We start from the raw sequence: 23,295 nt of genomic DNA on the forward strand, positions 1-23,295 counted from the left end.
TGCGCGGCTTGCCGCCATCATCGGCGCGGCGCGCGGCATGGTGCTGGTCGACGCGCCGGCGCTCGATGCCGGGCTTGCCGGGCCGGTCGCGGCGGAAGCCTGCGGGGAGGCGCTGCTGGTGGTCCGCGCGGGTCGCCTGCCGCGCGAGGCCGCCGCCGGCGCGCGCGACGCGCTGCGCGCGGCGGGCGTCGCGGTGGCCGGCGTCGTGCTCAACGCGCATCGCGACCCGGTGCCGCGCTGGATGCGGGGGTGGCTGCGATGAGCGCGCCGGAAGTGAGCGTCGTCATCCCGTGCAAGAACCGCGCGCGGATGCTCTGGGACTGCTTCGAGGGCCTCGCCGCCCAGACGCTGCCGCGCGACCGCTTCGAGGTGGTGCTGGTGGACAATGTCTCCAGCGACGACCTCGCCGGGCTCTGCGCGCGGGCGCGGGCGGAACTCGGGCTGGCCGTGACGCATGAGCGCATGGCGGAGGATCGTGGCCCGGCGCCCTCGCGCAACCGCGGCGTCGCGCTCGCCCGCGCGCCGATCATCGCCTTCACCGACAGCGACTGCCGGCCGGAGCCGGGATGGCTCGCAGCCGGGCTCGCCGCCTTCGACGATCCCGCGGTCGCGCTCGTCAGCGGGCCGGTGCTGCCCAAGCCGGGCCAGCCGGTGCGCGTGACGTCGAAGATCACCTTCGTGACCGAGGCCGAGCATCCGACCTTCCCGACCGCGAATGCCTGGTACCGGCGGGACCTTTTCCTCCGCCTGGGCGGCTTCGACACGGCGCTGTCCTTCCGCGATCCCTTCGACCGCGCGACGGAGGGGGCGGATGTCGACCTCGCCTGGATGCTGATCAAGGCCGGGCATGCGCGGCGTTTCCTCCCCGAGGCGCGGGTCGCGCACGAGGTCGAGGACCAGCCCCTGGGCCTTTGGCTGATCGAGGGCACGCGTTTGTTCATCCTGCCGGAACTGGTGCGGCGGCATCCGGAGCTGCGGCGCGAATTGCTGCGCGCGCGGCTGTTCTTCCACCCGCGCGGCACGGCGAAGGTCGCACTGGCCGGCGCGCTGCTGGCGGCCTCCGTGTCGCAGCCCTGGCTGCTCGCGCTGCCGGCCGCGGCGCTGGTCGCGCATGCGGTGCGGCGCGCGGGCGGCATCGCCCCGCGCGTGGTCGGATTCCATGCGGCCAAGGCCTGCGGCGACCTGGTGCGCGAAGCCGTCGTCCTGCTCGCCCTGCTCTACGGAAGCCTGCGCTTCCGCTGCGTCGTGCTCTGACCGCCATGCACGACGCCGCCCGCCCGTCACGAAAGCCCCGCATGAATCCCGCGCGACGCCTGCTGCTCTCGGCCCTTCTGCTGCCTGCCTGCGCGGAACGCCGCGGCTTCGACCGCGGCCATGGGGAGGCGGCGGAGCATTTCGACGCGCTCGACCCCACCGCGCGCGATGCCGCGGCGCGGGCGGTGGGCGAGGGGCTGCTGCGCGGCACCGGCGCCTATCGCCTGCAGCCGGGCGACCGGATCGAGGTGCTCTACCACACCGACAACCAGCGCCTGCGCCCTTACCGGTTGTCCATCGGCGACGAGATCGAGTTCGACTTCGCCTTCGACCGCAGCCTGAACCGGCAGATGGTGGTGCGGCCGGACGGGATGGTCTCGCTGCCTGGGCAGGGGGAGGTGCGCGCGCTCGGCCAGGCGCCGGCCGCGCTGTCCGCCGCCGTCGCGCAGCGCTACCGGGAGGTGGCGCGCGACCCGGTCGTGACCGTGATCGTGCGCCGGTTCACCACGCCGGTGGACGACCTGGCGGAGGTGGTGCGCAACGGCGCGGAAGGGCGCGCGCGGACCGCGCTGGTGCGGCCGGACGGGCTGCTCGACCTGCCGCTGGTGCAGGGGATGCGCGCGGCGGGGCAGACGCTCGATGAGCTGAGACAGGATCTCGACGCGGCCTATGCGCGCGCGGTGGGCGGCGTTCGCGTCAGCGCGCGGCTGTCCGCCATCGCCGCCAACCAGATCTTCGTCTTCGGGGAGGTGCGGACGGCCGGCGCCATTCCCGCGCCGACGCCGCGCACGCTGCTGCAGACCGTGGCGGCCGCGGGCGGGCCGCTGCCCACCGGCGCGATGGACCAGGTCCGCGTGCTGTATTTCGACGCCGCCGGCCGGCCGCGGCTGCGGCAGGTGAACCTGACCCGCGTGCTGACGGAACTGGCGCTGGAGGAGGACATGGTCGTGCCGCCCAACGCCACCGTCTACGTGCCGCCGACCACCGTCGCGCGCGTCGGCCGCTGGGTGGACCAGGTGATCCGGCAGATCTTCCTGTTCAACGGCACCTCGGTCAGCTTCAACTACGGCAACAGCTTCCGCTTCCCGAACTGACGCGCGCGGGGCGGCCGCGCGTCGCCTCGACGCCCGTCAGGCGCGGGCGCGCCACTTGGCGAGGTCGGCCTCGACCATCTCGGCGATCATCTCCTCGAGGCTCGTCTCCGGCACCCAGCCGAGCCGGGTGCGCGCGCGCGTCGCGTCGCCGATCGTGATCTCGACATCGGCCGGGCGCATGAAGCGCGGGTCGATGGTGACATGCGCCTCGTAGTCCAGCCCGACATGCGCGAAGGCGATGCGGCACAGGTCGCGGATCGAGGCCGCGCGCCCGGTCGCGATCACGTAGTCGTCGGCCTTGTCCTGCTGCAGCATCAGCCACATGGCGCGGACATAGTCGCGCGCATGGCCGAAATCCCGACGCGCATCGAGGTTGCCCATCGGCAGTTCCGTCGCGCGGCCGAGGCTGATGCGCGCCGCCCCGTCGGTGATCTTGCGCAGCACGAACTCGATCCCGCGCAGCGGGCTGTCGTGGTTGAACATGATGCCGTTGCAGGTGAACAGGCCGAAGCTCTCGCGGTAGTTCACCGTGAGGCAATGCGCGAAGACCTTGGCCGAGGCGTAGGGGCTGCGCGGGTGGAAGCGCGTCTCCTCGTTCTGGGACGGCGTCTCGGCGCGGCCGAACATCTCGGAAGAACTTGCCTGGAAGTACCGCGCGCCGGGGGCCGCGATGCGAAGTGCCTCGAGCATGTTGGCGGTGCCGATGGCGGTGACCTGCGTCGTCAGCAGCGGCTGGTCCCAGGACATGCGCACGAAGGACTGGGCGGCGAGGTTGTAGATCTCGTCCGGCTGGATCTTGCCGAGCAGGCGGATCAGCGAGGACAGGTCGATCAGGTTGCCGTCGACCATCTGCACGTCGCCCTTGCAGCCGAGCCGGCGCAGACGGTCCTCCACGGCTTCCGACCCGCCATGGCGGTGCAGCAGCCCGTGCACCTCGTAGCCCTTGGACAGCAGCAACGCGGCGAGATAGGCGCCGTCCTGCCCGGTCACGCCGGTGATGAGAGCCCGCGCCATCGCCTTCGCCACTCCCCAGGTCCGATCGGCGCGCCTTACACGATCGCGCCGCCGGCGTCCAAGCGCGCGGTGCGTCAGCCGACCGGCGGCAGCGCGGGCAGTGCCGGCAGGGGGGGCGTGACCGGCGGGGCGAGCAGGGCGCGTTGGCGGACATGGAAGCGCATCTCGATCCGCGCGCCGTCCTCGGCGAAGGAAACGCGGACCGCGGCGCCGGGCCCGAGGTCGTGCGCCAGGCCGCGCTCCAGCAGCCGCATGCCGAAGCCGCGCCGGGCCGGCGCGGGCGTGGCGACGGGCGGGCCGCCGCTTTCCTGCCAGGTCAGCACGACCACGCCATCCTCCCCGAGCGTCCAGGAGAGCTCGACCTCCCCACCCGGGCGCGACAGGGCGCCGTAGCGCGCCGCATTGGTCGCGAGTTCATGCAGGCCCAGCACCAGCGCCTGCACCTGCGCGGCGCTGACCAGGATGCGCCCCGAGCCGAGCACGCGGATCGGCTTGCCGCTCTCGATCCAGGGGGAGAGCGCGGCACGCGCGACGCGCGGCAGCTCCACCTCGTCGCCATCCTGGTCGGCGATCAGGTCGTGGCCGCGCATCAGCGCCTGCAGGCGGCCGACGAATTCCCGGCCCAGCGCCGCCGCGCCCGCGCCGCGCAGCGACTGGGCGGCGAGCGACTGGACGGTCGCCAGCGTGTTCTTGACGCGATGGTTCAGCTCGCTGACCAGCGCCTCGCGCGACTTCTCGGCGCGCACGCGGTCGGTCACGTCCTGCAGCACGGCGGACACGCCCGTCACCTCCCCGCCCGCGTTCTTCACCGGGTGGCAGGAAGCGAGCCAGTGGCGCAGATGCTGCACCGCCCCCGGCGCCTGGGCGGAACACGTCACGTCGAGCACGGGGCGGCCGGTGGCGAAGACGCGCCGCTGCGCATCCTCGAGCGGGCGGGCGAGGCCCTCGGGCATCACCTCATGCGCGGCGCGGCCGATATGGGCCTCGGTCAGCAGGCCGCTGATCGCGGCGAAGCGCGCGTTCACGTTCACGAACTTCAGCGACTGGTCGACCAGCGCCAGGCCGACCGGCACCGTGTCGTACACCGCGCGCAGCTCCGCGACGGTCTGGCGCACCTGCGCCTCGTTCACCCGGTGCGCCTGGCCGGCGCCGCGCGCATCGGCCACGTCGTGGATGGCGCCGACCCATTCGAGCAGCAGGCCGTCCTCGTTCACCACCGCGACGCCGGTCGCGCGCACCCAGCGCCAGCCCGCGGCCTCGTCCGCCGTGCGCAGGCGGAACTCGACGCCGATCGGGTTGCGCGCGACGAGGCTGCGGCCCCATTCGGCGAGCGTCGGCGCCCGGTCGTCCGGGTGCACCATCTCGAGCCAGCCATCGCCGCGGAAGGCCGGCGCGGCCTGGCCGGTCAGGCCGGCCCAGCCGGCCGCCTCGATCCAGCCGCCCGCGGCATCGGCCCGCCACAGCACGATCGCCCCGGCCTCGGCCAGCGCGCGCAGGCGGCGTTCCCGCCCTGCCGCGGCGCTGAAGGCCTCCGCGAGCGCCGTGCCGATATCGGTCACCTCGGCCGGGCCGCGGATCGCGGGCGCGGGCGGCGGGGCGCCGTCGCCGCGCAGCGCCTCGGCGATCGCGAGCGTGTGCCGTTCCAGCGCGCGCGCCGGCTCTCGCACCGAGGTCAGGGTGCGCCGGTAGGCGAGCCCCGCGATGCCGAGCGCGAGCAGCACGAGCGTGGCCGCGAGCGGGATCTGCTGGCCGAGCGCGCCGACGGCCGCGGCTTCCGGCTCCCACACCACCACGCGCCAATCCGGCGCGGCCGACAGGTGCATCACGGCGTAGTGGATCGTCCGCCCGCCGGCGTCGCGCCCCGTCAGCGCGCTGCCGCGCGGGGAGGAGGAGAGGGTGGGCCAGTCAGGCAGTTCCGGCGGCAGGGTGCGCTGCGCGGCGACGATGCGCCCGCGCCCGTCGAGCAGCACGGCACGGCCCGCGCCGAGCGCGCCGCGCAGCCGGTCCGGCGCAAGGCCCGCGCTGACGACGCCGATCGGGCGGCCGTCGCGCATCACGGGCACCATCAGTGCCGGCGCCTGCGTGGCGCCGCCGGGCAGCGGCAGGATGTCGCTGACGCGCGGGCGGCCGGTCTCGACCGCCCAGATCGCGGCGGCCACGGCCGGGCTCGACCCCAGCGGCGTGCCGAAGGGATGGTCGGTGTCCACCAGCAGGCCGAGCCCGCGGTCGAGGATCGCGACGCTGCTGCCGAGCGACTGGGCGAGCCGGCGCGCGGCGCCGTCGAGCGCGGCGAGATCGGCTTCCTCGGGCGGGGTCGTGAAGGTGGCGGCGAAGCCGGCGAGGGCGACGAGGCGGCCTTCGATCTCGGCATCCGCGGCCTGCGCCGTCGCGCGCGCCGTGCTCGCCAGGCGGATCGCGGAATCCTCGGCGCCGCTGCGCAGCAGCATGGCGGCCAGCAGGCCGATGGTCACCAGCAGCGGCAGCAGGCAGGCCAGCACCAGCCCGCGCAACCGACCCGCGAGCGCGGGCGTCCGGCCGGTAGTGCGCTCCGCCGTTGCCGACATCCCCTGCGAACCTGATCCCCGAGGCAGCACCCAGGCGCGCTGCAATCGGTAAAGGATCAACTAAAGGGCGTTTTGATGCAAGGTTCACGCACGATACGGCGACTTGGAACCGAAACGATGGCTCGACCAGACGTGACCCGGGCAGCGCCATGTCGCGCCTCCCCACGCCGGCACCGGGCGGGGTGGTGGCGGCGGGGTTTCATCGTGCTGGCATAAGTCGCTCTAGAATCGGTATTTTTTCGTCGATGACGTTCGATCAGGTGATTTCGCGACGTCGAATATCGCGCTAGGGTCGCTGCATGCCGCGATTCGCTTCAGGGCTTGTCCTGGCTGCGGCCCTTCTCGCGCTTGGCGCCTGTGCGCCCGAGCCGCCGCCGGAGGAGCCGTTGCCGCTCCCGCCACCGCCGCCGCCCCGCTTGGCGATGGCGCGGCAGCCCATGCCCGCCATCCGTCCCGATGCGAACGGCGCCGTCGAGTCCGGCGCCGAGTCCACGCCCGGGGCCGGTGACGAGGCCAGCGAACCGGCTGCCGTGACCGAGGCCGCGGCCACGGTGCCCGCCCCGGCGCAGCCCGCGCGCCAAGTCTGGCGCGTGGCGCGGGACGGCACCATCGGCTGCGCCGACCCGAATGCCGTGCGCCTGTTGCGGCAAATGGCGGGCGGGGATCCGCGCATGCTGGTCGAGGCCCGCGCCGCCGGCGGCTGCCGCACCACCTTCCGCGTCAATGAATGGGTCGCCGAGGGCGGCGATGCGGAGACGGTGCGCATGCGGCTGACCAATGGCGCGCCGCTGACGCTGTGGTTCCTGCGCAGCGACCTCGCCGCCCCCTGACCCCCGCTTGCCGCCCGGCCCTGGCGGCGGGAGGATGACGCCCGGGAAGGAACGGGCGCGCATGGTGGGCTGGAACGCCGAACTCGAGGAATTGCGGCGGCGGGAAGCGCTGGCGCGGGAAATGGGCGGGCCCGACAAGGTCCGCCGGCAGCATGAAGGCGGGCGCCTGACCGTCCGCGAGCGGGTCGAGCGGCTGGTCGACCGCGGATCCTTCCATGAGGTCGGCGCCATCGCCGGCCGCGCGGACTACGACGCGCAGGGCGAGCTCACCGCCTTCACCCCGTCCAACTGCGTCATGGGCCGCGCGCTGGTCGATGGCCGGCCGGTGGTGGTGGTCGGCGACGACTTCACCGTGCGCGGCGGCAGCGCGGATGCGACGATCCGCGAAAAGCCGATCATGGCCGAGCGCATGGCGGCGGAACTCCGCCTGCCGATCATTCGGCTGATCGAGGGCTCGGGCGGCGGCGGCTCGGTCAAGACGATCGAGACGACGGGGCGGGCGAACCTGCCGGGCGGCGTCGGCGGCACGCAGCTGTACCACCAGACGACCGCGAATCTGGGCTTGGTGCCGGTGGTGACGCTCGGGCTCGGCTCGGTCGCGGGGCTTGGGGCGGCGCGGCTCGCGGCGGCGCACTACTCCGTCATGACCAAGACGAGCGCGATGTTCGTCGCCGGCCCGCCGGTCGTCGCCCGGCTGGGGGAGAAGCTCGACAAGCGCGACCTCGGCGGCTGGGAGATCCAGTGCAAGGCCGGCGCGGTCGACGACGCGGCGGAGAACGAGGAGGAGGCCTTCGCGCTCGCGCGGCGCTTCATGTCCTACATGCCTGCCTCGGTGCACGAATTGCCGCCCGCCATCCGGTCGCGCGACGATCCGGCGCGGCGCGACGAGGCGCTGCTCTCGGCCATCCCGCGCGACCCGCGGCAGGCCTACAAGATGCGCCCGATCGTCGAGACGCTGTTTGATAAGGGCAGCTTCTTCGAGATGGGCCGCTGGTTCGGCCGGCCGGTCGTCACGGGCCTCGCGCGGCTCGAAGGCCGCGCGGTCGCGGTGCTGGCCTCCGACCCCGTCTTCCAGGGCGGGTCCTGGACGGCGGATGCCTGCCAGAAGGTGATCCGCTTCGTCGACCTGGCCGAGACCTTCCATTTGCCGGTCGTCTACCTGATGGACTGCCCCGGCTTCGCCGTGGGGCTCGAGGCCGAGAAGACGGCGACGATCCGCTGGGGCGTGCGCGCCATGGCGGCGGTGAACCAGTGCCGGCAGCCCTGGTGCACCATCATCCTGCGCAACGCCTTCGGCGTGGCGGGCGTGGTGCACCAGCCGGCGGGGCGCTTTTCGCTGCGCTACGCCTGGCCTTCGGCGCGCTGGGGATCCCTGCCGCTGGAAGGCGGCGTCGAGGCGGCCTACGCGGCGGAAGTAGCGGCGGCGGACGACAAGGACGCCAAGGTCGCCGAGATCGAGGCGCGGCTGCAGAAGCTGCGATCCCCCTTCCGCACCGCCGAGGCCTTCTGGGTCGAGGAGATCATCGACCCGCGCGATTCCCGCCGCCTGCTGTGCGAGTTCGCGCGGCTGGCGGACCCGCTGCGCGCGCCAGGCGTGGCGGGGTTCACGATGCGGCCGTGAGGCCGCGCGCTATTCCGGCGTGATCCCCGCCGCCTGCACCACCTGGCGCCATTGCGCGACCTCGGCCCGCAGGCGCGCCGCCAACGGGTCCGGCCCGCTGAGCACCAGCAGCGACCCGCGATCGGCCATGCGGCGCGAAAGCTCGCTGGTCGGGGCGGCGAGCGGGGCGAGTTCGGCGTTCATCCGGCGGATCGCCTCCGGCGCCGTCTGCTTCGCGGCGAACAGCCCGAACCAGAAGGGCACGGCGTAGCCCGCGATCTGCTCGCCGATCGCCGGCACATCGGGCAGCAGCGGCGCGCGCGCCTGCGTCGTCACGCCGATGGGGCGGATGGTGCCGGCGCGGATGTGCTCGAGCGCGAGCGACAGGTCGCCCACGAAGGCGTCGATCTCGCCCGCCAGCAGCGCCGTCATGATCAGCCCCGCGCCGCGATAGGGCACGTGCAGCAGTTCGATCCCGGCCTTCTGCATCAGGAAGGCGCTGGCGAGATGCGTCGCCGAGCCGATCCCCGAACTGCCGACCGACACGCGCCCGGGCGCTTCCTTCGCGCGCGCGATGAAGGCCGCGAGGTTCGCCGGCCCGTTGGCGCGCACGCAATAGACCAGCGGCGCCTCCGTCACGATGGTGACGGGCAGCAGGTCGGTGAAGGGATCGAAGCCGAGGTCGCGCCGCAGCGCCGGCAGCGTCGCGACGGAATTGGAGGTGATGAGAAAGCTGTGGCCGTCCGTCGCCGTCGCGACATGCTGCATGCCGAGCTGCCCGCCCGCCCCGGCGCGGCTGTCATAGACGACCGGCTGGCCGAGGCGTGGCGTGAGGTAGTCCACGAAGTAGCGCGCCGGCACGTCCTGCGGCCCGCCGGGCGCGAAGGGGCTGATCAGCCGCACCGGCCGGGTCGGCCAGGGGGCTTGCGCGCGCGCCGGCGCGGCGAGCGCGGCGGCGAAGGGCGTCGCGAGCAGCGCGCGGCGGGCGGTCTTCATGGCGGTGTCTCCCCGGATGCGATGGCGTCCTCCCAGCGCGGCAGGGGTCGGTCCTCCGGCGGCGTCAGGAAGGCTTCGTGGTTGGCGCGGTCGATGACGCGCGCGGGCAGCAGGATCTCCCGCGGCACGGGCGCGCCGCGCAGGTGGCGCAGTGCCGCCATGGCGGCGACCGCGCCCATGCGGAACCCGTCATAGTCCATGCTGGCGAGCAGCCGGCCGCGGCCGATCTCCCGCACCGCGTCGAGCGTGCCGTTGTTGCCGACGACGAGCGCGTGGCGGCCGGCGTCGTCGAGCGCGTCCAGCGCGCCGAGCGCCATCAGGTCGTTGGTGCAGATCACGCCGTCGATGCGCGGATGCGCCAGCAGCAGCCGTTCCATCGCCGCGTGGCCCGGCCCGCGCAGGTAGCGCCCGGGCGCGGTGCCGAGGAGGCGGATGGAGGGGAATCGGGCCAGCGCCTCCCGGAAGCCGCGGCCGCGGTCGCGGCTGGTGGGCGCGGTGTCGGGGCCTTCGACCAGCACCACGTCGCCGACCTCGTTCAGCGCCTGGGCCATCACCGTCGCGATGGTGCGGCCCATCGCGACGTCGTCGGCGCCGACGAAGGACACGAAGTCGACCGACATGCGGTTGACGAAGCCGATGAAGGGAATGCCGCGCGCGATCGCCGCCGCGACCGGCGCTTCCAGCGCGCGGTCGTCGGCGGGGGCGAAGATGATCGCGTCCGGGCCTTCCGCGACGACGGCCGACAGCAGGGCGAGCTGGCCGTCCGGGTCGTCCGGCACGGGCGGGAAATGCCGCGTCGCGCGCGCGCCCTCGGCGGCTGCGGCCTTTTCCACCCCGAGCAGGAAGGCCTGGTAGTTCGGATTGACGCCGTTCTTGGTGAAGGCCGCGAGGCGGAGCGCCACCCGTCAGTCCCCGCGCACGCCGGCGGCGCGGATGACCTCGCCCCAGGACCGCAGGTCGGCGGCGATGCGGGCGTTGAAGGCGCGCGTGTCCTCGAACAGCGGGGTCAGCCCGTTGGCGAGCAGCCTTTCGCGGAAGGTCGCGTTCTCGAGCGCCTTGCGCGTCGCCTCCGACCAGCGGGCGAGGCTTTCCTCGTTCATCCCGCGCGGGCCGCAGATGCCGAACCAGCCGGCCATCTGCAGGCCGGGCACGAAGGCCGAGATCGGCCGCGCATTGGGGAACAGCGGCGACCCGGCATCGTCGCCGAGCGCGAGCAGCCGCAATTCCCCGCCCGTGATCTGGCGCATCACGTCGCCGAGGTTGGTGATCATGAAGTCGACGCGCCCGCCGAGGATGTCCACCACCGCGATCGCCGCGCCGCGATAGGGCACATGCGCGATGTCGAGCCCGGCGCGCGCCTTGAGCAGTTCGACCGACAGGTGCTGCGCCGAGCCGACGCCGGCCGAGGCGTAGGACAGCGCGCCGGGCCGCGCGCGCGCCGCGGCGAGCAGCCCGGGCACGTCCTGGTGCGGCCCGCGCGCCGCGACGACGAGCGCGTAGGTGGACAGCGCGACATTGGCGACGCCCACCATCTCCGTGCGCGGATCGACGGGCAGGGCGGCGCCGGGCAGGTTCGGCGTGATGGTCATGCTGCCCATCGGGCATTGCAGCACGGTCATCCCATCCGGCGCGCCGCGCGCCACCACCTCGGCGGCGATCAGGCCATTGGCGCCGGTGCGGTTCTCGACCACGCCGCGCGCGCCCATCTGCGGCGGCACGTATTCGGCGATGAGGCGGGCCATGAGGTCGCCCGCGCCGCCCGGCGCGAAGCCGGAGATGACGCGAACCGTGCGTTCCTGCGCCATGGCGGGCAGGGCAAGCAACGCCGCCGCGGCGGCGGCGAGCAGGGTGCGACGCATGATGTCCTCCCGTTGGTTGGGAGGAAGGCTAGGCGGCTGGCCCTGCCCGGTCCACCCCGTCGTCAGCCCAGCGCGAAGGGGTCCGCGGCGAGCGGGGCGGGCAGAACCTCGATGGCGCCGGCGACCTCCGCCGCGCTCGCGCCCTTCACCAGGATCGTGCCGCCGACATTGGTCGTGATCAGCGCGTCCCCGCCCGCATCGACGACCGAGACGGGCTCGGTGCCGAGCTCGAAGCGGATCACGTCGGCGCGCGTGGAAAAATCCTCGATCACGTCGGCATCGGTCGGACCCGTGCCGGCGCCGAAGACAAAGAGGTCCGCGCCCCCGCCGCCGCGCAGCGTGTCGTCGCCGGATGAGCCGTCCATCCAGTCGGCGCCGGCGCCGCCGATCAGCAGGTCGTCCTGCGTGCCGCCGAACAGCGTGTCATGGCCGGCGCCGCCTTCGAGCGTGTCCTCCCCGCGGCCGCCATCGAGGTCGTCATGGCCCGCGCCGCCATCGAGCAGGTCCTCCTGGTCGCCGCCGGACATGGTGTCGTCGCCTGTGCCGCCGCGCAGCGTGTCGTCGTCGGACAGGCCCGCGAGGATGTCGTCGCCCGCGCCGCCTTCCAGGCTGTCGGCGCTGCTGGTGCCATAGACCGCGTCGTCGCCGGCGCCGCCATCGAGCGTGCTCGGACCGCCGCCGATCGGCAGGTCCTCGCGCGATCCGAACAGCGTGTCGTCGCCCGCATCGCCGGCCATGCGGTTGGAGCCCTCGCCGCCGACGAGCAGGTCGCGGCCGGCGCCGCCATCGAGGCGGTCGTCGCCATCCCCGCCGCGCAGCGTGTCCGCCCCGGCGCCGCCTTCGAGCGTGTCGTTGCCGCCGCCGGCTTCGAGCAGGTCGTCGCCCGCACCGCCATCGAGCAGGTCCTCGCCGGTCCCGGCCGTCAGCGTGTCCTGCCCCGCGCCGCCGCGCAGCGTGTGGTCGGCCAGACGCGCGGTGATCAAATCGTCGCCGGCGCCGCCGTCGAGCAGGTCCCCGCCGAAGACGCCGCTGAGCGTGTCGTTGCCCGCGCCGCCGAACAGGCTGTCGCTGCCGGACCGACCGGCATAGAGGTCGTCATTCCCCGCGCCGCCTTCGATCCAGTCATCGCCGGTGAAGCCGCCGGCGATGACGTCGTCGCCCGCATCGCCGAAGAGTCGGTCGCTGGCGCGCCCGCCATCGATCGTGTCGCGGCCGTCGCCGCCATGCAGCGTGTTCGGCCCGGCGCCGCCCTGCATCCAGTCGTCGCCCGCGCCGCCATCGCCGGTGCCGAGGTTGGCGACGTGGATCTCGTCGTTGCCCGGCCCGCCTTCGACGCGCCAGCCGCGCAGCGTGTCGTCGCCCGCGCCGCCATCGACCAGGTCGTTCTCGTTGCCGCCGTCGAGCGAATCATCGCCGGGGCCGCCGCGCAGCGTATCGTCGCCGAGCCCGCCATTGACCGTGTCGTTGCCGGCGAGCGCGTCGATCAGGTCGGGGCCGTCCGTGCCGTCGATCCTGTCGTCGCCCCGCGTGGGAAACCCTGCGGCGAGCGCGGGGAGGATGGACCGTGTGGCGCTGCCGCTCATGCTTGCATTCCTTCCTGTCCGGCGCTGTGAGATGCGCGCCGCCAGTCACGGGAATGCTAGCCGGGGCTCGAGAGTTTCATCGAGATCGATTATATAAGTTAAGACTAATTAACTAATGATCGCGGAACGGGCGCGAGCGAAGGGCGCGGCCGTCCCGGGCCGCCTCTATACCGTCGCGTCGAGCGCGGCGAGAACGGCATCGGCCATCGCGCGGGTGCCGAGCACCGCCTCTCCCGGCAGGGCGATATCGGCCGTGCGCGCGCCCGCGGCGAGCGCGGCCTCCACGGCGTTCTCCAGCCTGTCCGCTTCTTCCGGCCGTCCGGCCGTCCAGCGCAGCAGCAGCGCGGCGGACAGGATGGCGCCGAGCGGATTGGCGATGCCCTTGCCCGCGATGTCGGGCGCCGAGCCGTGGATGGGTTCGTACAGCGCGCGCCGCCGCCCATCCGGGCCGGGGGCCGACAGCGCGGCGGACGGCAGCATGCCGAGGCTGCCATTGATCGCGCCCGCGCAGTCGGACAGCAGGTCCCCGAACAAATTGTCGGTGACGATGACGTCGAAGCGCGTCGGCGTGCGGCCCAGCTGCAGCGCGCAATTGTCGGCCAGCATGTGTTCGAGCGTCACGTCGGCGAAGTCGGCGCGGTGCACCTCCGTCACCACGTCCCGCCACAGCCGCCCGGCCTCCATCACGTTGGCCTTGTCGACGGACGTCACGTGGTTGCGGCGCGTGCGGGCGAGCTCGAAGGCGAAGCGCGCGGCGCGCGCGATCTCGGCTTCCGTGTAGGTGTGGGTGTTGACGCCGCGGCGCGTGCCGTCGGCCTGCGTCTCGATCCCACGTGGCGTGCCGAAATAGACCCCGGCGGTCAGTTCGCGCACGAAGACCAGGTCCGCGCCCGCGACGGTGCGCGCCTTGAAGGGGGAGGATTCGGCCAGCGGCGCCCAGGCGCGCACCGGCCGTACATTGGCGAAGACGTCGAGCGCCTTGCGCATCCGCAGCAAGGCGCCCTTGCGCCGTTCCTCCGGCGGGATGTGCGTCTGGTCCAGGCTGCCGACGGCGCCGAACAGCAGCGCGTCGGCGCGCATGATCGCGTCCCAGGTCGCCTCGGGCATCGTCGTGCCCTGCGCGGCCCAGGACGCCGCGCCGAACAGGTGCCGCGTCATGCGCAACTGCACGCCGCGCTTCGCCACGAACCAGTCGAGCACGCGCACCGCCTCGTCCGTCACCTCGGGCCCGATGCCGTCGCCGGGCAGGACGCAGATGTCGAGCATGCTCATCGTTCCACGCTTTCCCAGGCCCAGGCGCGCGCGGCGCGGTCCGCCTTCTGCCAGGCGGCGATGGTGTCCTTGTGGCGCAGCGTCAGCGCGATGTCGTCGAGCCCTTCGAGCAGCGATTCCCGGCGGCGCGGGTCGATGGCGAAGGGGATTTCCGCGCCCTCCGGCGTGACGACCACTTGCCGGACAAGATCGACCGTCGTGTGGCGCGAGCCCTGCGAGGCTTCGGTTTCCTCGGCGATGCGGCGGATCACGTCCTCCGGCAAGGCGACCGGCAGCAATCCGTTCTGGAAGCAGTTGTTGAAAAAAATGTCGCCGAAGGATGGGGCGATGACGGCGCGCACGCCCATGCCCATCAGCGCCCAGACCGCGCCTTCGCGCGACGATCCGCAGCCGAAATTCGGCCCCGCGAGCAGCACGGGGCTGCCGCGGTACTGCGCGCGGTTCAGCACGAAGTCGGGGTTGTCGCTGCCATCCTTCAGGTAGCGCAGCCGCTCGAAGGCATGGGGGCCGAGGCCCGTGCGCCCGGTGCCGACCAGCCGCTGGATCGGGATGATGACGTCGGTGTCGATGTTCGCCTGCAGCATCGGCACGGCCGGGCCGGCGACGGTGGTGACCTTGTCCATGATGCTGCCCCCTTATGCCGCGACCAGGCGGACATCGGCGATCGCGCCCTCGATCGCCGCGGCCGCCGCCATGGCGGGGGAGGCGAGGTGCGTGCGCGCCCCCGTGCCCTGCCGGCCGACGAAGTTGCGGTTCGACGTGGAGACGCAGCGCGCGCCGGGCGGCACCGCTTCCCCGTTCGCCGCGACGCAGAGCGCGCAGCCCGGCTCCCGCCATTCGAAGCCGGCGGCGCGGAAGGCGGCGTCCAGCCCCTCGGCCTCGGCCGCGTGCTTCACCCGCTCGCTGCCGGGCACCACCCAGGCGGTGACGTGCGGCGCCACCTTCCGCCCGCGCAGCACAGCGGCGGCGGCGCGCAGATCCTCGATGCGCGAATTGGTGCAGGATCCGATGAAGACCCAGTCCACCTTGGTGCCCGCGATGGGCTGGCCGGGCGTCAGGCCCATATAGGCGATGGCGGATTCCCAGGCGGCGCGCTGCTCCGCGCCCGGCGCCTCGGACGGGTCGGGCACGCGGCCGGTGACGGGCAGCACCTGGTCGGGGCTGGTGCCCCAGGTGATCTGCGGGGCGATGTCGCGCATGTCGATCGTGAGGTCGCGGTCGAAGGCGGCATCCTCGGCGGAGGGCAGGGTGCGCCAATGCGCGACCGCCGCGTCCCACGCACTGCCCTTCGGCGCGAAGTCGCGGCCGGCGAGCCATTCGAAGGTCGTCTCGTCCGGCGCCACCATGCCCATCTTGGCGCCCATCTCGATCGAGAGGTTGCACAGCGTGAGCCGCCCCTCGACCGACAGCGCGCGCACCGCCGAGCCCGCGTATTCCACCGCGTGGCCGACGCCCGCCGCCGCGCCGAAGCGGCCGATGGCGGCAAGGATCATGTCCTTGGGCGTGACACCCGGCGGGGCCGCGCCCTCGAAGCGGATGCGCATGCGCCTGGGCTTCTTCTGCGGCAGGGTCTGCGTGGCCAGCACATGGCGCAGTTCCGACGCGCCGATGCCGAAGGCGAGCGCGCCGACGCCGCCATTGGTGCAGGTGTGGCTGTCGCCGCAGACCAGCGTCGTGCCCGGCAGCACGATGCCGAGTTCCGGCGCCATCACATGCACGATGCCGTTGCCGTCCTGGCCGAGGTCGAACAGCCGCACGCCCGCCTCGGAGGCGCGCTTGCGCAGCCCCGCAAGCAATTGGCCGCCCTTGGGGAAGGTCTCCGAGGTGCGGCCGGGCAGCGTGGACACGGCATGGTCCGGTGTCGCGAAGACGAGGTCCGGGCGGGCGCATTTGTAGCCCGATTGCGCCAGTTCCTCGAGCGCGCGGCCGCCCGACAGGTCGTGCACCAGCACGCGGTCGCAATGCAGCAGGGACCAGCCATTGCCGAGATCCGCCACCACATGCGGGTCCCAGATCCTGTCGAACATGGTCGCGGACATGACGTTCCCTCGTTCTTGACCCGTGCGCGCCTGGGCCGCACCGTTCCCGGAAAGCGGCGGCATCACGCCGCGCGGATCGGGCGCGGTCAAGCGCCCGCCGACGGGAAGGAAACGCCATGACCTCGCTCCCCCGACGCGCCGTCACGCTTGGCCTGCTCGCCGCGCCCGCGATCGCCCGCGCGCAGACCACCTGGCCGGACCGGCCGGTGCGCCTCGTCGTGCCCTACAGCGCCGGGGGCGTGGCCGACACCATCGCGCGCACGCTGCAGGCGCGCGTCGCGGAGGCGCTCGGCCAATCCTTCGTCATCGAGAACCGCACCGGCGCCTCGGGCGCGATCGGCGCGCAGGTGGTCGCGCAGGCGCCGGCCGACGGCTACACGCTGCTGTTCGAAGGCGCGACCTTCGCGACCCTGCCCGAGGTGCGGCGCGACCTGCCCTTCGACTACGCCGCGACCTTCGTCCCGGTCGTGCAGGTGACGACCCAGCCCTACATCATCGGCATCCGCGCGGGCTTCCCGGCGACCGACCTGGCGGGCTTCGTGGCGGAGGCGAAGCGCCGGCCCGGGGAGGTCACCTACGGCACGCCCGGCGTCGCCCATATCGGGCATTTCATGGGGGAGGCGCTGCAACTCGCCGCCGGCATCCGGCTGGAGCACGTGCCCTTCCGCGGCGGCGCGGACGTGGCGCGCGAACTCGCCGGCGGGCGGATCGACGCCGGCATCATCTCCTTCTCCTCGCTGCGTCCCGCGGTGGAGCGCGGGGCGACGCTGATCGCGAGCACGGCCGGGCAGCGCCAGGCCTCCCTGCCGCAGATCCCGGTGATCGGGGAGACGTTTGCCGGCTACGACATGTCGTCCTGGACCGGCGTCTTCGCGACGTCGGGCACGCCGGCCATCGCCATCACGCGCATCGCGCAGGCGATGCGCAGCGCGCTGGCGGATCCCGAGGCGCGGCGGCGGCTCGACGCGGCGGGCGCGGATGCGGTGGAGTCCGATCCCGTCGCCTTCGCCGCGGTGATCCGGCGGGATAGGGAGACGGCGCGGCGGATCGTGCAGGCGACGGGGCTGCGGGTGGGGTGAAGGGCAGGGGGGAGAAGGGAACTTCTCCCCCCCCCCGACCTTACTCCGCCGCCTTCGGCGCGTAGCCCAGCCCGCCCTCGTACTTCCGCGCGCTGTCCGCGCCGAGGAACTCCGCCTCCATCTCCCGGATCCGGTCGAAGCCCGAGAAGCCGTGCAGGTTGCCCATCGGGTGCGCCTTGAAGCGCGCGTCGTACTCGGCTTCGGCCATCGGCCCGCCCGCCTTCAGCGCCATCGCGAAATCATGGATCGCCATGATCGTCGCGCGCATCGCCGCCCCCGGCAGGATGCACACGCGGATGCCGAGTTCCGCCATGCGTTCGGCCGACAGGCGCGGGGAGATGCCGGTCATGTTGTAGAAGACCGGGCCCTTCACCTCCCGCCCCACGCGCTCCACCTCGGCCTCGTCCTTCGGGCCTTCGACGAAGGCGAGGTCGGCGCCAGCATCGAGGAAGGCGTTGGCGCGGTCGATCGCTTCGTCGAGCGAGCCACCATGCGCGCCTCGGGCGTCGGTGCGCGCGATCAGCACGAAGTCGGGGTCGAGCGCGTCGCGCGTCCGCGCCGCGGCGCGCACCTTCAGCACCGCTTCCTCCCGCCCGATCACCTCCCGCCCCGCGACATGGCCGCAGCGCTTGGGCGCGACCTGGTCTTCCAGGTGCAGGCCGGCGACGCCGCCGCGGATGTATTCCTCGACCGTGCGCACGACGTTGATGGCGTTGCCGAAGCCGGTGTCGGCGTCGGCGATCAGCGGCACGCGCACCGCCGAGGCGATCAGCCGCGCGTTCAGCGCCATCTCGGTCAGCGTCGCGAGGCCGGCGTCGGGCAGGCCGAGCAGGTTGAGCGAGGTGCCGTAGCCCGACATGTAGAGCGCGGGGAATCCGGCATTCTCGAGGATGCGGGCCGACATGGCGTTGAAGCAACCCGGCACGACGAGCGGGCGGTGTTCGGCGATCAGCGCGCGCAGGCGCGTGGTGGGGCGGGCGGTCTCGCCCTGGCCGAGGCGCATGGGTTGGCTCCTTTCCCGGAAAGCGGGTTGCGCGGGAGCCTAACCCCGCGCGGCTAGAGCCGGAAGGTGACCGTCGCGTTGTCGTTGAAGCTTTGCTGGCCCACGCCGAAGGGATTGACCACGAAGGCGAAGCGGATGCGGGTGGTCACCGTGACCGTCACGTTGCCGTTCGCCGCCTCTGCGCGCCGGACGCAGACGCCCAAGGGGTCGTCCTGCGTGCCGGTCGCGGTCACGTAGCGCGTCACCACGCCGCCGCGGCCCATCTGGTTCACCAGATCCGTCCGGCAGACCTCGACATTGCCGCTCAGGTTGACGATGCCGAAGCGCTCCGCATCCGCGATGAAGTTCCTCATGCCCTGGATGGTCATGTAGTAGCGGCCGAGGTCGATGGTCGCGAGAAGCGTGAGGAAGAAGAGGCCGGCGACGACGGCGAATTCCACCGCCGCGACGCCGCGGCGGCAGGAGACCGCGTGGCGGCTAGAGGACACGGACTTCGACATTGCCGCGCAGCGTGGTGACGGGGACGACGATGAGCGGCGAATAGGGCCGGGTGACGGTGATCGAGACATACTGGCGGATCGTGCAGCCACTCTGTTCGGTGTCGCAGTCCACGCGGTTGGCGTAGTTGACCGCGGCGCTGCCGCACTGGCACCAGCTGAGCGGCGTGATGCAGACGCCATTGCCCACGCCGTCCACGCAGGACGTGGCGAGCGGCGGATTGCCCAGATGCGCGCGTACCGTGTCGCGGATCTGCGTCGTCGCGGTGGGATTCGAGAAGGCGATCTGCGCCCCGGCGCGGGCGGCCGATTCCATACGGATCGCCTGCTGCATGGCGTTGCCGAAATCGGCCACGGCGAACATGACGAGCACGACGATCGGCATCACCAGCACGAATTCGAGGGCCGAGGCCGCGCGGTCGCGGCGACGGAGGAGGGAGGTGATGGTCATTGGACGAGTCTCACGGTCCAGATCTGTGCCACCCCCGTGCCGTAGGGCTGGCAGGCATTCACGTTCATCGCCGAATTCCCGCTGAGGCTGATGCGCCCGGCGACGATCGACATGCAGCCTTCGGACGCGCCGGGCGGGGGATTCATGGTCGCGGTGCCGACGAGCTGGATCTCGCTGGTCGGCGCGTAGACGCCGCCGAACAGCGTGCTGCCGGAATTGCCCTCGATGCGGATGTTGTCGCCGGCGGCGTTTCGGACCGCGCCGGCGTTGTCGCGGTAGATGGCGACGCCGTCATAGGCCGCGGGCGCGCCGTTGCCGGTGCCCGGCGCGATCAGTTCGAAGGTGCCGCCGGTCAGGCGGATGGCACCGACATCGTTGGAGGAGTTGCCCGTGAAGACCAGGGTGACGCCGCGCCGGTCGGCGACGGAACATCCGTCGCAGACGATGCGCCCGCCGGTCTGGATCAGGCTCGCACCGCTGAAATAGTAGGTGCCGGGCGTCAGGCGCAGGGTCTGGCCGGCGCCGATCTGCACATTGCGGCCGCAGGTTGCGGTGTAGTCGCGGGGCACCGCGAGGCGGTCGGTGACGCTGGTCAGCGTCATCGTGGTCCAGCCATTCGGCTCGTTGTTGCCGTTGCCGCGCAGGATGGTGTTCTGGGCGTCGCGATAGGTCGGCTCGACGCAGGCGCCCCCTGTGAAGCGGGGGATCGGGTTCACCGTGCGGTCGTCGAGGTCCTCGAAGGGGTTTTCCGTGAGCGGGGCGCCCGATGCGGTGCCGCCGGGGACATTGGCCTCGGGCACATCGTCGCAGTTGTAGCACTGGCCGTGCGCGCGCAGCGCTGCGGCGATCAGGCTGCCCGCGGCGTTGTTCCCGAGTTCGATGGAACGCCGCCCCGGCCTGTTCGACGCGATCAGGCAGTTCGGCGCGTTCAGCGCGTTGCTGCCGGAGATGTAGACGCTGCCGTCGACCTGCGTCGTCCCGCCGCCCGGCGGCGGTACGGAAAGCACGCAGGCCGGTCCGCCCGGGGTCCGCGCGGCCACGGCCCCGCCCCAGGCGATCGGCGCGACGGTGCTGATGAGGCGGGCGAGCACCATCGTCTGCGTCTGCGTCACCTGGACGCGCACTGCGTTGGGGGTCTGGCCGCTCGGTACCGGCGTGGCGAAGGCGCCGCCGGCCCAGAGGCCGGTCTCGACCGTGACGGTCGCATTGGAGCCGTTTGTGAACCCGTTGCGGGTCACCACTTCGCGGACGCGGCTGTCGACCTCGTTCGTGCCGACCTGGGTCAGGGCGTAGATGCCGGCGATCGCGCCGGCATCGGCGGCGCCCTGGGCATTGCGGCGGACCGTCAGCCAAGTGCCGGCCTCGCTGGCGAGCGCGGCCATGCCGAGCAGCGCGGTGGCGCTGACGGCGAGGGCGACGGCGATCGAACCGCGCCGCGCGCCTGGCCTCGATCGGGGAAACCAACGCGCGCCGGGGGGGGATTTTTTCGCGGGCATGGGGCGATCGATCATGGTGCGGTAACTGACATAACAATTATGTGATCGCCTGTCGCGCGATCAATCACAAAATCGCGAACATTTTCGCGCCGATGGGACCGGCTGCGCGGGGCGGATCATTCGCCGCGCGACACCAAGATCGTTCGCAGCCTTGCCGATCGGGCATCGCGGCCGGTCTCCGCGAGGTTTCCCCGGCGGGATGCGCGGGCGCGCCTCACCCGATCGTCAGGGTGACCTACCCCTATGCCAAACAGAGGATTGATCGGGATTTCGAGCGAATTCTCAATTTGGAGATGGACATGAAAATTAGCAGTTTGTTTATATCTCGACAGCGGAACGAGTTGGTCCCTGACTGGCCGGACCGCACCGCTGCCTGGCGACGCGCCGCACGACGCGAGGCCTGGCAGCGGCCCAGTGACCAGAGGCGCCGCGGGCGCCCAGCAGACGGAAGACACCGATGATCCGCAAGTTCCTTGCCTCCCTCCATGGCGCCGCCGCCGATCGCAAGGGCGTGACCGCCGCCGAATACGCCATCCTCGCCGTGGGCGTGGTCATCGTGGTGGGCGGCGCCGTGCTGGCCTTCCGCGAGCCGCTCAACGACGCCTTCGCCAACATCGGCGGGCAGATCACCAGCACGCAGGGCTCGGTCCGGACAACCGCCCGCTGACGCGCGTCGCACCCGCGCCATGCGCGCCGGCGCCCCGTGCGCCGGCGCCTTCCGTCGGGTCGGCGAATGCCAGGGCGTGGCGGAAGGCAGGGTGCCGTGGGCGTTGCCTCGGCCATCCGGGTCGGACTCGCGCCTCACGCCCGTTGTCGTCGCCAGCGCGGCGCCGACTCCAAGATGGGCGCCGCCCCATCGAATTCCTTCGGAAATTCAATCTGATGCGCTGGATGCGCGACGACGAAACTCGTGCGTCGATCCATTCGAAAAAACAAATATGTGAAAAAGAGCCCGAATCTCAAAAAAGATCGTTCACATCTGATTAACGAAACTGTTTAGTCGCGCCAGGGCGGTTGCTGACGTTCTCGTTGGCGCCGCTTGCCGACCGTCCCGAATATCGTCCTGGCGAGCAGGCGTGGGGCGCGAGGTCCTCAACCCGCTCGCGTGTCCGTACCGAAGGAAACCCCCATGATCCGCACCTTCCTCGCTTCCCTCCGTGGCGCCGCTTCCGACCGCAAGGGCGTGACCGCCGCCGAATACGCCATCCTCGCCGTCGGCGTGGTCATCGTGGTGGGCGGCGCCGTGCTCGCCTTCGCGCCGGCCCTGAACAACGCCTTCACCACGATCGGCACGCAGATCACCAGCACGCAGACCTCGGTCCGCGCCCGCTGATCCTGGACGCGCCGGCGCCACGCGCGCCGGCGCCCTCCACGCCCGCGGCGAATGGCGCGCGGGCGTTCGGCCCCGCCCGCCTTGAGCGGGCCTTCCCCGGGCCGGGCCATCGATGCGATGGCATCCAAAGCCTCCCCTCCCGATCCCCTTGGCGCTCTCCGCGCCACACCTGGTGGCCGTCGCCCGTCGGGGAGAGCTGCGGGTGAGGCGTCGCCGTCCCGCTCGAGCCCGCCCGGCGCTGAAAGGTTGCGAAATCCAGAATTTCATCACCCGCAACGGACAGCCCTGCAACCTCCGGGTGTGTTGATGACTAACGAAGGAAAAACAGCCAGTTACAAGGAAAGCCTGCCGGAAAACGCGAACAAAATTGCTGGTCGAAAGCGAATGATCGGTAAAAAAATCGCTGAATCTCAATTTTTAGCGTTGACGCCTGCTTAACCAAGTTGTTCACTCCGTCTCGAGGTCAAGCACACACGAAAGCGTGAGCAAAGCCTCCCACCATCCTCAGAAGGCGCCCCGTCGAGCGGGCGTGGGGCTGGCGGTCCGCAACAGGCTCGTCCGTTTTTTGACCGAAGGGGAATATCATGATCCGCAAGCTCCTCGCCTCCATCCGTGGCGCCGCTTCCGACCGCAAGGGCGTGACCGCCGCCGAATACGCCATCCTCGCCGTCGGCGTGGTCATCGTGGTGGGCGGCGCCGTGCTCGCCTTCGCGCCGGCCCTGAACAACGCCTTCACCGCGATCGGCACGCAGATCACCAGCACGCAGACCTCCGTCAGCCGCTGACGTCGCCTACCCCATCGGTTATCGCCCGGACCCCGCCACGCGGCGGGTCCGGGCAGCCGAAGGGGGGGTCCGCCTGGCCCTGCCCCGCCTGATCAGACGCGGGGGAGGGCCCCGGCCACCGCCGAAGACCGGCCAAGTGGCCTGATGCCCGCGGTGCCGTCGCGCCGACGCGGGACCCGACTGCGGATCCCGCCGTCAGCCCGGATCACCCTTGGGTTCGAGCGGCTTGTGTCGTAATGGTCACGCCAAGTCGCGGTGGCCATGCGGTTCACTCGGGGAGACGGGGCTGCACAATGCAGGATCGGTTCACCTTTATTTTATGCCGCCTCTTCCGTGGCGTCCGCGATACGCGCGGCGTTACGGCGGCGGAATATGCCATCCTGGCTGTTGGCGTGGTCATCATGGTCGGCGGTGCCGTGCTCGGCTTCTCCCCGTACCTGGTCAACGCCTTCAGCGATGCCGGGACGGCCATCACCTCCACCCAGGCATCCCTGCCGGCTGCCGCCCGCTAGTGCGGCCGGTGGCCACCCACCAACGCCCCGCGAA

23 protein-coding genes are annotated in these 23,295 nt (G+C 72.2%); 10 read left to right on the top strand and 13 right to left on the bottom strand.

The window, feature by feature from the left end; translation table 11 throughout:
• The 3 genes from J5Y09_RS12225 to J5Y09_RS12235 all read left to right on the top strand — a co-directional run.
• Window positions 1-262, top strand: a 262-nt coding sequence (locus J5Y09_RS12225) for a hypothetical protein (RefSeq protein ID WP_209352078.1), incomplete at its 5' end; no start/stop codon positions are given.
• Entirely contained in the window at window positions 259-1,254 is a 996-nt protein-coding gene (locus tag J5Y09_RS12230) for a glycosyltransferase (protein ID WP_245217092.1), read from the top strand. The genes J5Y09_RS12225 and J5Y09_RS12230, both read left to right, overlap by 4 nt.
• 41 nt (window positions 1,255-1,295) lie before the next feature.
• Window positions 1,296-2,348 carry a polysaccharide biosynthesis/export family protein gene (locus J5Y09_RS12235; protein WP_209352080.1) on the top strand — a complete coding sequence of 351 codons (1,053 nt, stop codon included), beginning with the start codon at window positions 1,296-1,298 and terminating at the stop codon, window positions 2,346-2,348.
• Window positions 2,349-2,384: 36 nt separating this feature from the next.
• Here J5Y09_RS12235 and J5Y09_RS12240 read toward each other — a convergent pair whose 3' ends face one another.
• Window positions 2,385-3,362, bottom strand: coding sequence for a GDP-mannose 4,6-dehydratase (locus J5Y09_RS12240; protein ID WP_209352081.1), 978 nt, complete (start codon window positions 3,360-3,362; stop codon window positions 2,385-2,387).
• 74 nt (window positions 3,363-3,436) lie between these two features.
• The gene (locus J5Y09_RS12245) at window positions 3,437-5,926 is read right to left on the bottom strand and encodes a sensor histidine kinase (protein WP_209352082.1); all 2,490 of its coding nucleotides are present in this window, start codon (window positions 5,924-5,926) and stop codon (window positions 3,437-3,439) included.
• A 437-nt stretch (window positions 5,927-6,363) separates the two neighbouring features.
• Here J5Y09_RS12245 and J5Y09_RS12250 point away from each other — a divergent pair, with 437 nt between their 5' ends.
• Both J5Y09_RS12250 and J5Y09_RS12255 read left to right on the top strand, forming a co-directional pair.
• Window positions 6,364-6,756 carry a hypothetical protein gene (locus J5Y09_RS12250; RefSeq protein WP_209352083.1) on the top strand — a complete coding sequence of 131 codons (393 nt, stop codon included), beginning with the start codon at window positions 6,364-6,366 and terminating at the stop codon, window positions 6,754-6,756.
• A gap of 61 nt (window positions 6,757-6,817) precedes the next feature.
• Complete coding sequence (locus tag J5Y09_RS12255) at window positions 6,818-8,377, top strand: acyl-CoA carboxylase subunit beta (protein ID WP_245217082.1); 1,560 nt, start codon at window positions 6,818-6,820, stop codon at window positions 8,375-8,377.
• 9 nt (window positions 8,378-8,386) lie between these two features.
• Here J5Y09_RS12255 and J5Y09_RS12260 read toward each other — a convergent pair whose 3' ends face one another.
• The 7 genes from J5Y09_RS12260 to leuC all read right to left on the bottom strand — a co-directional run bounded on the left by J5Y09_RS12260 (window position 8,387) and on the right by leuC (window position 16,105).
• Complete coding sequence (locus tag J5Y09_RS12260) at window positions 8,387-9,352, bottom strand: Bug family tripartite tricarboxylate transporter substrate binding protein (RefSeq protein WP_209352084.1); 966 nt, start codon at window positions 9,350-9,352, stop codon at window positions 8,387-8,389.
• Window positions 9,349-10,254 (bottom strand): sugar ABC transporter substrate-binding protein, encoded by a 906-nt coding sequence (locus tag J5Y09_RS12265; protein WP_209352085.1) that lies wholly within the window; start codon window positions 10,252-10,254, stop codon window positions 9,349-9,351. The genes J5Y09_RS12260 and J5Y09_RS12265 overlap by 4 nt, the downstream gene beginning before the upstream one ends.
• 3 nt (window positions 10,255-10,257) lie before the next feature.
• Window positions 10,258-11,211: a Bug family tripartite tricarboxylate transporter substrate binding protein gene (locus J5Y09_RS12270; RefSeq protein ID WP_209352086.1), complete on the bottom strand. Its 954-nt coding sequence runs from the start codon at window positions 11,209-11,211 to the stop codon at window positions 10,258-10,260.
• 62 nt (window positions 11,212-11,273) lie between these two features.
• A complete protein-coding gene (locus tag J5Y09_RS12275) occupies window positions 11,274-12,794 on the bottom strand; it encodes a calcium-binding protein (RefSeq protein WP_209352087.1) in 1,521 nt (506 codons plus the stop codon).
• Between the two features lie 165 nt (window positions 12,795-12,959).
• Complete coding sequence (leuB, locus tag J5Y09_RS12280) at window positions 12,960-14,066, bottom strand: 3-isopropylmalate dehydrogenase (RefSeq protein ID WP_209352088.1); 1,107 nt, start codon at window positions 14,064-14,066, stop codon at window positions 12,960-12,962.
• Complete coding sequence (gene leuD, locus J5Y09_RS12285) at window positions 14,063-14,689, bottom strand: 3-isopropylmalate dehydratase small subunit (RefSeq protein WP_209352089.1); 627 nt, start codon at window positions 14,687-14,689, stop codon at window positions 14,063-14,065. The genes leuB and leuD overlap by 4 nt, the downstream gene beginning before the upstream one ends.
• 12 nt (window positions 14,690-14,701) lie before the next feature.
• The gene (leuC, locus tag J5Y09_RS12290; protein ID WP_209352090.1) at window positions 14,702-16,105 is read right to left on the bottom strand and encodes a 3-isopropylmalate dehydratase large subunit; all 1,404 of its coding nucleotides are present in this window, start codon (window positions 16,103-16,105) and stop codon (window positions 14,702-14,704) included.
• Between the two features lie 116 nt (window positions 16,106-16,221).
• On the opposite strand from leuC, the gene J5Y09_RS12295 reads away from it, so the two are divergent.
• Window positions 16,222-17,184: a Bug family tripartite tricarboxylate transporter substrate binding protein gene (locus J5Y09_RS12295; RefSeq protein ID WP_209352091.1), complete on the top strand. Its 963-nt coding sequence runs from the start codon at window positions 16,222-16,224 to the stop codon at window positions 17,182-17,184.
• A gap of 40 nt (window positions 17,185-17,224) precedes the next feature.
• Here J5Y09_RS12295 and J5Y09_RS12300 read toward each other — a convergent pair whose 3' ends face one another.
• Genes J5Y09_RS12300 through J5Y09_RS12315 form a run of 4 tightly spaced genes read right to left on the bottom strand, consistent with a single transcriptional unit; the run spans window position 17,225 to window position 20,646 of the window.
• Window positions 17,225-18,187, bottom strand: a complete 963-nt coding sequence (locus J5Y09_RS12300) for an isocitrate lyase/PEP mutase family protein (RefSeq protein ID WP_209352092.1) — start codon at window positions 18,185-18,187, stop codon at window positions 17,225-17,227.
• A 53-nt stretch (window positions 18,188-18,240) separates the two neighbouring features.
• Window positions 18,241-18,675, bottom strand: a complete 435-nt coding sequence (locus J5Y09_RS12305; protein ID WP_209352093.1) for a TadE/TadG family type IV pilus assembly protein — start codon at window positions 18,673-18,675, stop codon at window positions 18,241-18,243.
• Window positions 18,665-19,135, bottom strand: a complete 471-nt coding sequence (locus J5Y09_RS12310; RefSeq protein WP_209352094.1) for a TadE/TadG family type IV pilus assembly protein — start codon at window positions 19,133-19,135, stop codon at window positions 18,665-18,667. Before J5Y09_RS12310 ends, J5Y09_RS12305 begins: the two co-directional genes overlap by 11 nt.
• Window positions 19,132-20,646, bottom strand: coding sequence for a TadG family pilus assembly protein (locus J5Y09_RS12315; protein ID WP_209352095.1), 1,515 nt, complete (start codon window positions 20,644-20,646; stop codon window positions 19,132-19,134). Before J5Y09_RS12315 ends, J5Y09_RS12310 begins: the two co-directional genes overlap by 4 nt.
• A 442-nt stretch (window positions 20,647-21,088) precedes the next feature.
• On the opposite strand from J5Y09_RS12315, the gene J5Y09_RS12320 reads away from it, so the two are divergent.
• From J5Y09_RS12320 to J5Y09_RS12335, 4 genes are all read left to right on the top strand, one after another.
• A complete protein-coding gene (locus tag J5Y09_RS12320) occupies window positions 21,089-21,298 on the top strand; it encodes a hypothetical protein (protein ID WP_209352096.1) in 210 nt (69 codons plus the stop codon).
• A 462-nt stretch (window positions 21,299-21,760) separates the two neighbouring features.
• Window positions 21,761-21,964 carry a Flp family type IVb pilin gene (locus J5Y09_RS12325; RefSeq protein WP_209352097.1) on the top strand — a complete coding sequence of 68 codons (204 nt, stop codon included), beginning with the start codon at window positions 21,761-21,763 and terminating at the stop codon, window positions 21,962-21,964.
• A 584-nt stretch (window positions 21,965-22,548) separates the two neighbouring features.
• Entirely contained in the window at window positions 22,549-22,749 is a 201-nt protein-coding gene (locus J5Y09_RS12330; protein ID WP_209352098.1) for a hypothetical protein, read from the top strand.
• A 293-nt stretch (window positions 22,750-23,042) separates the two neighbouring features.
• Window positions 23,043-23,261, top strand: coding sequence for a Flp family type IVb pilin (locus tag J5Y09_RS12335; protein ID WP_209352099.1), 219 nt, complete (start codon window positions 23,043-23,045; stop codon window positions 23,259-23,261).
• The last annotated feature ends 34 nt before the right edge of the window (window positions 23,262-23,295 follow it).

It is taken from the genome of Roseomonas nitratireducens, assembly GCF_017813355.1.
GTDB classification, from domain to species: Bacteria; Pseudomonadota; Alphaproteobacteria; order Acetobacterales; family Acetobacteraceae; genus Neoroseomonas; species Neoroseomonas nitratireducens.

Coding starts and splice junctions, on each gene's coding strand:
- J5Y09_RS12260 (WP_209352084.1), bottom strand. CDS start 9,352: ATGAAGACCGCCCGCCGCGCGCTGCTCGCGACGCCCTTCGCCGCCGCG.
- leuD (WP_209352089.1), bottom strand. CDS start 14,689: ATGGACAAGGTCACCACCGTCGCCGGCCCGGCCGTGCCGATGCTGCAG.
- J5Y09_RS12310 (WP_209352094.1), bottom strand. CDS start 19,135: ATGACCATCACCTCCCTCCTCCGTCGCCGCGACCGCGCGGCCTCGGCC.
- leuC (WP_209352090.1), bottom strand. CDS start 16,105: ATGTCCGCGACCATGTTCGACAGGATCTGGGACCCGCATGTGGTGGCG.
- J5Y09_RS12330 (WP_209352098.1), top strand. CDS start 22,549: ATGATCCGCAAGCTCCTCGCCTCCATCCGTGGCGCCGCTTCCGACCGC.
- J5Y09_RS12275 (WP_209352087.1), bottom strand. CDS start 12,794: ATGAGCGGCAGCGCCACACGGTCCATCCTCCCCGCGCTCGCCGCAGGG.
- J5Y09_RS12235 (WP_209352080.1), top strand. CDS start 1,296: ATGAATCCCGCGCGACGCCTGCTGCTCTCGGCCCTTCTGCTGCCTGCC.
- J5Y09_RS12325 (WP_209352097.1), top strand. CDS start 21,761: ATGATCCGCACCTTCCTCGCTTCCCTCCGTGGCGCCGCTTCCGACCGC.
- J5Y09_RS12250 (WP_209352083.1), top strand. CDS start 6,364: ATGCCCGCCATCCGTCCCGATGCGAACGGCGCCGTCGAGTCCGGCGCC.
- J5Y09_RS12230 (WP_245217092.1), top strand. CDS start 259: ATGAGCGCGCCGGAAGTGAGCGTCGTCATCCCGTGCAAGAACCGCGCG.
- J5Y09_RS12315 (WP_209352095.1), bottom strand. CDS start 20,646: ATGATCGATCGCCCCATGCCCGCGAAAAAATCCCCCCCCGGCGCGCGT.
- leuB (WP_209352088.1), bottom strand. CDS start 14,066: ATGAGCATGCTCGACATCTGCGTCCTGCCCGGCGACGGCATCGGGCCC.
- J5Y09_RS12255 (WP_245217082.1), top strand. CDS start 6,818: ATGGTGGGCTGGAACGCCGAACTCGAGGAATTGCGGCGGCGGGAAGCG.
- J5Y09_RS12240 (WP_209352081.1), bottom strand. CDS start 3,362: ATGGCGCGGGCTCTCATCACCGGCGTGACCGGGCAGGACGGCGCCTAT.
- J5Y09_RS12300 (WP_209352092.1), bottom strand. CDS start 18,187: ATGCGCCTCGGCCAGGGCGAGACCGCCCGCCCCACCACGCGCCTGCGC.
- J5Y09_RS12320 (WP_209352096.1), top strand. CDS start 21,089: ATGATCCGCAAGTTCCTTGCCTCCCTCCATGGCGCCGCCGCCGATCGC.
- J5Y09_RS12245 (WP_209352082.1), bottom strand. CDS start 5,926: ATGTCGGCAACGGCGGAGCGCACTACCGGCCGGACGCCCGCGCTCGCG.
- J5Y09_RS12295 (WP_209352091.1), top strand. CDS start 16,222: ATGACCTCGCTCCCCCGACGCGCCGTCACGCTTGGCCTGCTCGCCGCG.
- J5Y09_RS12335 (WP_209352099.1), top strand. CDS start 23,043: ATGCAGGATCGGTTCACCTTTATTTTATGCCGCCTCTTCCGTGGCGTC.
- J5Y09_RS12270 (WP_209352086.1), bottom strand. CDS start 11,211: ATGCGTCGCACCCTGCTCGCCGCCGCCGCGGCGGCGTTGCTTGCCCTG.